Origin of the sequence: Yinghuangia sp. YIM S10712, assembly GCF_051388935.1 — a bacterium.
GTDB lineage: Bacteria > Actinomycetota > Actinomycetes > Streptomycetales > Streptomycetaceae > Yinghuangia.
The window spans coordinates 38,944-46,393 of the sequence record NZ_JBPKBI010000006.1 but is presented as its reverse complement, the minus strand read 5'-3'; the positions used below and the strand labels follow the sequence as shown (position 1 = coordinate 46,393).

The window sequence follows — 7,450 nt, the reverse complement described above, 5'->3', positions numbered from 1 at the left end:
ACACCCTCCCCCCCCCCCCCCCCCCCCGCCACCGCCGGTCGAAGACCTCGACCTGTACCAGGCCGCGTTCCTGGCCGGCGGCCCGGCGCGGGTGGCCGATGTGGCGCTCCTCGCGATGCGTGCCGCGGGAGTGGTGCACATCGGCCGCGACGGCACCGTCACCGCGACCGCTCGGGGCCCGGCCGACCCGGTCGCGGCCGGGGTGCTGCGCGCGGTCGCCGAGGCCGACGGCAGCGCGGCGCTGTCGACCGTGCGCTTCCGGGGCGCGCGCAGCCGCGAAGTCCAGGCGATCGGCGACCGGTTCCTCGCACAGGGGCTCATACGCCGGCCCGGCGGTGCACGAAAACGCCGGCAGGCACGCGTGATCCTGATCGTCTCGGCGGTCGTCAGCGCTGTGACCGCGGTGGTCCCGGGCATCGCCCCGTCCGTGGGCGACGACGGCTTCGCCGTCGCCGTCGCGGTCCACGCCATCGGCTTCACGGCGTCGTTGGCGCTTTTGCAAGTCCTCGCGATGGGGCGCACCGAGCACGCGCGGGCGGGCATGGCGTACGTGCTCCGCCTGCGCCGCACCCCGCGGCTCCGGGAGAACCTCGACCGTACGGCCGCCGGCGGCGCGGGGCTCGGCGTCATCGCGGTGATGGGGCTGGACCGGCTCACCGACCTCGAACTCCTGGACGTCTTCCGACGCGAACGGGTCACGCAGCATGCCAGTGGCGCCGACGCGGGATGCGGGGGCACCGGCTCGGCTGATTCCGACAGCCCGTCGTGGTTCGGGTCAACGTCGTGCGCGGACAACGGCTTCCGGGGCAGTTCGTGCTCGGGCCCGAACTGCTCGTCCTCGGCGTGGTCGTGCGCCGCTTCCTCGTCGTCGAGCTGTTCGTCGTCGAGTTGTTCGTCCGGGTCGTCATGTGGAGGGGGCGGGGGATCGTGATCGGGATGCCCGGTGGCCGCACGGCGGTCGGAATCGGCTGGCGGCCGGAGATCGATCTGACCGTCGAACGCCTCGACGGAGTCGACTTCGTGGAGGTGATCGCGGAGAACGTGTGCATCGAGCACGCGGACCATGTGCCCGAATCGCTGCGGGTGTTGCGGGCACGCGGCACCTCGGTCGTCCCACACGGCGTGTCCTTGGGGCTGGGCGGCGCGGAACGCCCTGACTCGGCACGGCTGTCCCGGCTGGGCCGGGTCGCCGAAGTTCTCGAAGCCCCTTTGGTGAGCGAGCACCTGGCGTTCGTGCGCGCGGGCGGCATGGAAGCCGGGCACCTGCTGCCGGTGCCGCGCACGCGCGCGTCGCTGCGGGTGATCGCGGAGAACGTCCGCATCGCGCAGGACTCGCTGCCGGTTCCGCTCGCGCTGGAGAACCCCGCCACGCTGTTCCGGTGGCCGGACAACGAGCTGACGGAGGCTCAGTTCCTCGCGGAGCTCGTCGAGCTGACCGGGATCACCTTGCTGATCGATGTCGCGAACCTGCACACCGAACGCGTCAACCACGGCCTGGACGTCGAGGCGGCCCTGGACGCGCTGCCGCTTGAGGCGGTCGCGTACGCACACATCGCGGGCGGCGTCCTGCGCGACGGTCTCTGGCACGACACGCACGCGCACCCGGTGAGCCCCGAAGTCCTGGAGGTCCTGGGGATGCTGTGCGAACGCACGCGGCCTCCCGGCGTGCTGCTCGAACGCGACGCCGCCTATCCCCCGGCCGACGAGCTGGCCCGGGAACTCGTCGACATCCAGGGCGTGTTGGCGGATGACCCCGCACCGACGCGCGGGGCCCGATGACCACCCCCGGCTCCACCACCGACTCCGACCGGGACGAACTCACCCGCCGTCAGACGGAGTTGCTGACCGCACTCGTTGCCGGCGGCCCCATACCCGAGGGCTTCGACACCGAACGCATCCGCGTCCAGACCACGGCGCTGGCCGCCAAACGCCGCAGCGGCGTCGAGCGAGCCCTCCCCCACCTGGCCGCCGCCCTCGGCGAGAGATGGCCGGGCGCCTTCATGGATTGGGCCCGTACACACCCCAAGCCCGCTGTCGGCGGCAGCCGCGCCGACGGTCACGCCTTTGCCGAATACCTGCGTATGCGGGGGGAGTTGCCCGAGCCGTTGGTGGAGGCGCGCACGTCGCGGACACGACGAGGCGGCGTACACAAGCTGCGTTCGTGGTGGCGCTCCCGCCGCGCCCGTGCCTCAGCCGACGCGGCCTACTGGCCCGACCGACAACCGGACTGACGAAGACCGCGCGGGGATCGATGCCGGAAAGGCCTTTGCAGGGCCTTGCGACGGCCTTGGCCGACGCGGGCCGACATCCGGCAGCCGCCGATGCACGCCGCGCGGTGTCTCCCATCAGCCGACGCGAGACCCGGCCCCCGGTCAGCCGCCGATGCCCAGCCGCCGCGCGGTGTCTCCCGTCATCGGGTACACCTTCTCCGGCGGCAGCAGCGCCCGGGCCCGGTCGATGCGTCCGCCGCGCACGAGTTCGGCGATGCGCCGCGTCCGGGCGGTCAGATCGGTGATCCCCACGGTCCATTCCTCCGCGAACTCCCGGATCAGCGCGCGTCCGACACCGACCTGGATGCTGTAGTGGTTGAGCGCGGCACCGCGCAGCGACCGCTCCGGGTCCCACTGGACGTGCACCTGCACACCGGCCACCGCGTCCGGCGCAGCCGACGTCAACACCCCGCGTGCCAGGGCGTGTTCCCATCCCGCGCGGGTGACGCGCACCGCGAGGATCCGCTCCTGCCCGGACTTTCGCGCCCAGTTGCTGCGGTGCATGAGCCACAGGTACGACGGCTTGATCCAGGTCATGCGACCGAACGAGAACGGTTCCACGAACCGGCCCGCACGCAGCGCCGCATCCGCGATGCGCGTGGGGTATGCCTGGTACACCACGATCGAATCGGCGTCGAAGTCGGCGCGGATCTCGCGCATTCCGGCAGCGGACATGCCCGGCACGATGCCGACCCGACCGGCTTCCGGGCCACCGGTTTTCCGCGTGTGGCCCCGAAGGGCCGCGGTTCAGCCGGCCGCCCGCCGCTCCAGTGCGAGGAGCCGCTGCTTCTTGTCGAGCCCGCCCGCGTAGCCGGTCAACGCGCCGTTCGACGCGATGACGCGGTGGCACGGCACGATGATCGAGATCGGGTTGCGTCCGTTGGCGGCGCCCACCGCGCGGGACGCGGTCGGGGTGCCGAGCGCGGCGGCCATCGCCCCGTACGACATGGTCCGCCCGTATGGGATCGTCGTCAGTTCGCGCCACACCGACCGCTGGAACGGTGTGCCGCGCGGGGCCAACGGCACGTCGAACGAGCGCCGCTCGCCGGCGAAGTACTCGTCCAGTTGCCCGCGCACGGCGTCGAACGCGCCGTCGTCGCGGATCCAGTCGGCACCGACCTCGGGGACGTACTTGGCGTCGGGGAGCATGAACAACCCGGACAGCGTCTCGCCGTCGCCGATGAGCAGCAGTTCGCCGACGGGCGATCCGACGACCGTGTAGCGCGGCGGCCCGTCGAGCGGCGCCCGCAGCTCGGCCGGGGGGAACCCGGGCTCGGCGTGCGCGACGAGCGGCAGTGCGTCCTGGACCTCCGTGCTCATGCCCACGGCCCTTCCGGTGCTTCGCGTTGTCGTGTCCACATCGACCATGTTGCCCTTCGCGCCGACCGGAGACCGGCGGTTTTCGGACATGGCGGTGGGCCGCCCCCGCACCTGGGACGGCCCGTGCACGAGACGCGCGTCAGACCAGGCCCGCGAGCAGTTCGGTGACCGGCCGACGCCGCCCGGTGTAGAACGGCACCTCCTCGCGCACATGCCGCCGCGTCTCGGAGCCGCGCAGGTGCCGCATGAGGTCGACGATGCGGTGCAGTTCGTCCGCCTCGAACGCCAGGATCCACTCGTAGTCACCGAGTGCGAACGACGGCACGGTGTTCGCGCGCACGTCGGGGTAGTCGCGGGCCATCTGCCCGTGCTCGGCGAGCAGACGGCGGCGCTCGGCGTCCTCCAGCAGGTACCACTCGTACGAGCGCACGAACGGGTACACCGCGACGTACGAGCGCGGCGTCTCGTCGGCGAGGAACGCCGGAATGTGGCTCTTGTTGAACTCCGCGGGCCGGTGCAGGGCCATGTTCGACCAGACCGGCTCGACGAGGCGCCCCAGCTCGGTGCGGCGGAAGCGGTTGTACGCCTCCTGCAGCTCGTCCGAGGACTCCGCGTGCCACCAGATCATCAGGTCCGCGTCGGCGCGCAGCCCCGACACGTCGTAGGTGCCGCGTACCACGACGTCCTTGTCGAGCAGTTGCTCGAACAGCGACTCGATCTCGACGGCGAGAGGCGCGCGGTCGTCGGGCAGGGGCCCGCGCAGTCGGAAGACCGACCACATGGTGTAGCGGATGACCTGGTTGAGGTCGCGGGCCTTGCGGCGCGGCGGTGTCTCGCCGACGGCCGTCTGGGGAACGTCCGGGTCCTGCGTGGTCGCGTCAGTCATACTCTCGATTCTCCCTGTCCCCGAGCGGCCCCCTGCCACCCGGTCCGCCACCCGCCGCCTTCGAGCGACGCCAGCACGGCCGCGGCGGCGGATTCGCCGCTCGCGATGCACGCCGGGATGCCGACGCCGCGGTAGGCCGCGCCGCATACCGCGAGGCTTGGCAACTGCCGGACGGCGTCCTCGACGCACGCCACGCGCCCGAGGTGGCCGATCGCATACTGCGGCAGGCCGCCGCCCCAGCGGGTCACGCGCGTCTCGACCGGCACCGCGTCGATGCCGACCGCCTCGCGCAGGTCGGCGAGCGAGTCGGCGACGAGGTCGGCGTCGTCGCGTTGCAGCGGCGCGACGTCCCCTGCGCGGCCGAGCGACGTGCGCAGCACGAACGTGTCCGGGTCGGCATCGGCGATCCAGCCCCATTTGTTGCTCGCGAACGTGCTCGCCTTGATGCGGCGGCCGTCCACCGGAGGCACGAGGAACCCGCTGCCGGGCAGCTCCGCGCCGAGATCCGCGCGGCGGAACGCCATGGTCACGATCGCCATTCCGGCGTATTCGACCGAACCGAGTTCGGCCGCCGCGACGGGCGCGTGCGGGGCGAGCATGCGTGCGGCGGGCGCGGCGGGCACCGCCACGACGACGGCGTCCGCGTCGACCGCCTCGGGAGCGCGCGCTTCACCCACGACCAGCCGCCAGCCGGTCGTGGTACGCCGGAGCTCGCGCACGGTCGCCCCGGTGCGCACGGCTCCGCGCCCGCTCGCGCCGATCGCCGCGGCGACCGCGACCGGCAGTCGGCCGATCCCGCCGCGGATCCCGGCGAACACCGGCCCCGCGGCGGCGGGGTCGGGGGCGCGGTCGAGGAGCCCGCGCACGCCGTTCAGCAGCGAGCCTCCCGAGCGGGCGAAGGGCAGCAGTTGCGGCACGGCGGCGGCCAGTGAGATGGCGTACGGGTCTCCCGCGTACACACCGCCGAGCAGCGGTTCCACGAGCCGGTCGACAACCTCGTGGCCGAGCCGCGCGGCGACGAACTTGCCCACGGTGACGTCGTCTTCGTATGGGTGCCGGGGCAGCGCGTGGTCGAGCGGCACACGCGCGAGCCCGGCGGGCGACAGCACTCCGGAGGCCGCGAGCGAGGCGAGGTCGCCGGGGACGCCCATGATGTGCCCGCGCGGCATGGGCCGCAGCGCGCCGCGCGTCCACAGCGTCGCGGTGGCGGTCGCGGGCGGCTGGAGGTCGTCGCCGAGGCCGACTTCGCGGGCGAGCGCGGTCCCTTCGGGGCGGCGGGCGAGCATCGACTCGGCGCCCTCGTCGACCGGCACCCCGGCAATCTCGACCGCCGACAGCTTGCCGCCGACCCGCGGCGAGCCCTCCAGCACGGTGACCCGTACTCCGGGCGGCGCGTCACGGCACAGCGTGTACGCGGCAGCCAGCCCGGCGATGCCCCCTCCGACGACGACAACGTGCGGGCCGGCGGGTTCGCCGGTCGTCGAACTCATGGGTCAACCCTCTCACGCCCGATTTCGGTGCGGTGACCGGGAAGGCGTCCCGCCGACGCCTTCGCGGCAGCGTGTGCGGGGCGCCACCGTCCCCGACCGCACGCCTCCCCTCGCCACGTCACCCACGCCCGCAGGCCACGCCCCGCTCGGACGTTCCCGCCGACCGCCCGCGCCCCCACGCGCCGGAGGCAGCCACACGCCACCCACAACGGCACACCGCGGCGTTACGGGCTGACCCAAGAGACGTGCGTTCTTCGTCGTCCCACAGCACCATCTCCGCCGCCATGGAACCCGCTCCCCACCGACAGCGTCACACAGCAACACCACGCCGCCCACGTGTCCGGGGCGTACCGCCGTGAGTCGTCAAATCTCTTGGGGGGAAAGCATGTTGCCACGAAGAACAGCCATGGCAGGAGCAGCGCTGGGCGTCGCCCTGCTGCTCGGCGCGTGCTCGGGCGGGGGCAGCGGCAACCGGGCGTCCGACAGCGGCGAGAACGCCGCAGCCGCGCCGAAACTGTCCGCCCCGACCGCCGCCCCGAGTGCGGCCGGTCCCGCCGCGTCCGCGCCCTCGCCCGGCGGCACCGCGGCCCCGGGCGCCCAGGCACCGGCAGTCGGCGACCGCAAGCTCGTCCTGACCGCCGAGGTGCGCCTCGAAGCCGACAACCCCGACGCCGCAGCCGCGGGCGCGCGGTCCCTGGCCATCGGCATGGGCGGCATGGTCGCCGGTGAGGAGACCCGGCGGGTGCCGGTGCCGCCGTACCCCACGACTGCGGACCCGGCCGCCCCGACGCGCTATTCGGTCACCTCGACGCTGACCCTCAAGATCCCGCCCGCGCAGTTCGACCGCGCGATCGACGAACTCAGCGCCCTGGGCACGGTCGTGGCACGCAACCGGACCGCGACCGATGTCACCGAGCAGGTCGTGGACGTCGCGAGCCGCGTGGAGACGCAGCGCCGAAGTGTCGACCGCGTGCGGCAGTTGCTCGCCGAGGCCGCCTCGATCCAGGAAATCATCAGCCTGGAAGCGGAATTGACGGAGCGTGAGGCGGAACTCGACTCGCTGCTGGGTCGACAGCAGGCTCTCACCGGCCAAGTGGACCTGGCGACGATCGCCCTCACGGTGACCTCCCCGGCGCCCGGCGCCACCGACAAGGGCGACACGGCCGATAAGAAGGACGAGGACAAGGACGACAGCTTCGGCGGCCCGATCGTCGACGCCCTGAAGGGCGGCTGGGACGCGTTCGTGGCCACCCTCCGCTTCCTGCTTGCGGTCACCGCGGCGGTGCTGCCGTTCGCCGTCGTGGCGGTCGTGCTGTGGCTGGTCCTGCGCCGGTTCGACAACCCTCTGAGCCGGACGTCGGCCCGCCGCCGCGCAACCCGGGCCGGCGACGGAGGACCCGGAGGACCGGACGCCCCGGTCCAAGCGCCGCGCGAGTCCGCCGACCCGCCGCTTCCCCCGGCCCCGCCCGTCTGACGCGCGACGG

8 protein-coding genes are annotated in these 7,450 nt (G+C 73.2%); 4 read left to right on the top strand and 4 right to left on the bottom strand.

The window, feature by feature from the left end:
- The 3 genes from ACRX5W_RS15275 to ACRX5W_RS15265 form a co-directional block, all read left to right on the top strand.
- The coding region (locus ACRX5W_RS15275) for a TIGR04222 domain-containing membrane protein (protein WP_436788666.1) at window positions 1-931 on the top strand (931 nt) is incomplete at its 5' end.
- Window positions 907-1,779 (top strand): DUF692 domain-containing protein, encoded by an 873-nt coding sequence (locus tag ACRX5W_RS15270; RefSeq protein WP_436788911.1) that lies wholly within the window; start codon window positions 907-909, stop codon window positions 1,777-1,779. The genes ACRX5W_RS15275 and ACRX5W_RS15270, both read left to right, overlap by 25 nt.
- A complete protein-coding gene (locus ACRX5W_RS15265; RefSeq protein ID WP_436788665.1) occupies window positions 1,776-2,231 on the top strand; it encodes a hypothetical protein in 456 nt (151 codons plus the stop codon). The genes ACRX5W_RS15270 and ACRX5W_RS15265 overlap by 4 nt, the downstream gene beginning before the upstream one ends.
- A 141-nt stretch (window positions 2,232-2,372) precedes the next feature.
- On the opposite strand, the gene ACRX5W_RS15260 is transcribed toward ACRX5W_RS15265, so the two are convergent.
- The 4 genes from ACRX5W_RS15260 to hemG form a co-directional block, all read right to left on the bottom strand.
- A complete protein-coding gene (locus tag ACRX5W_RS15260; RefSeq protein ID WP_436788664.1) occupies window positions 2,373-2,945 on the bottom strand; it encodes a DUF4291 domain-containing protein in 573 nt (190 codons plus the stop codon).
- A gap of 72 nt (window positions 2,946-3,017) precedes the next feature.
- On the bottom strand, window positions 3,018-3,590 hold the full coding sequence (locus tag ACRX5W_RS15255; protein ID WP_436788663.1) for a methylated-DNA--[protein]-cysteine S-methyltransferase: 573 nt from the start codon (window positions 3,588-3,590) through the stop codon (window positions 3,018-3,020).
- A 139-nt stretch (window positions 3,591-3,729) separates the two neighbouring features.
- A complete protein-coding gene (hemQ, locus tag ACRX5W_RS15250) occupies window positions 3,730-4,476 on the bottom strand; it encodes a hydrogen peroxide-dependent heme synthase (RefSeq protein ID WP_436788662.1) in 747 nt (248 codons plus the stop codon).
- A complete protein-coding gene (hemG, locus tag ACRX5W_RS15245; protein WP_436788661.1) occupies window positions 4,473-5,966 on the bottom strand; it encodes a protoporphyrinogen oxidase in 1,494 nt (497 codons plus the stop codon). The genes hemQ and hemG overlap by 4 nt, the downstream gene beginning before the upstream one ends.
- Before the next feature lie 406 nt (window positions 5,967-6,372).
- Between hemG and ACRX5W_RS15240 the strand changes: the two genes are divergently transcribed.
- A complete protein-coding gene (locus ACRX5W_RS15240; RefSeq protein WP_436788660.1) occupies window positions 6,373-7,440 on the top strand; it encodes a DUF4349 domain-containing protein in 1,068 nt (355 codons plus the stop codon).
- The last annotated feature ends 10 nt before the right edge of the window (window positions 7,441-7,450 follow it).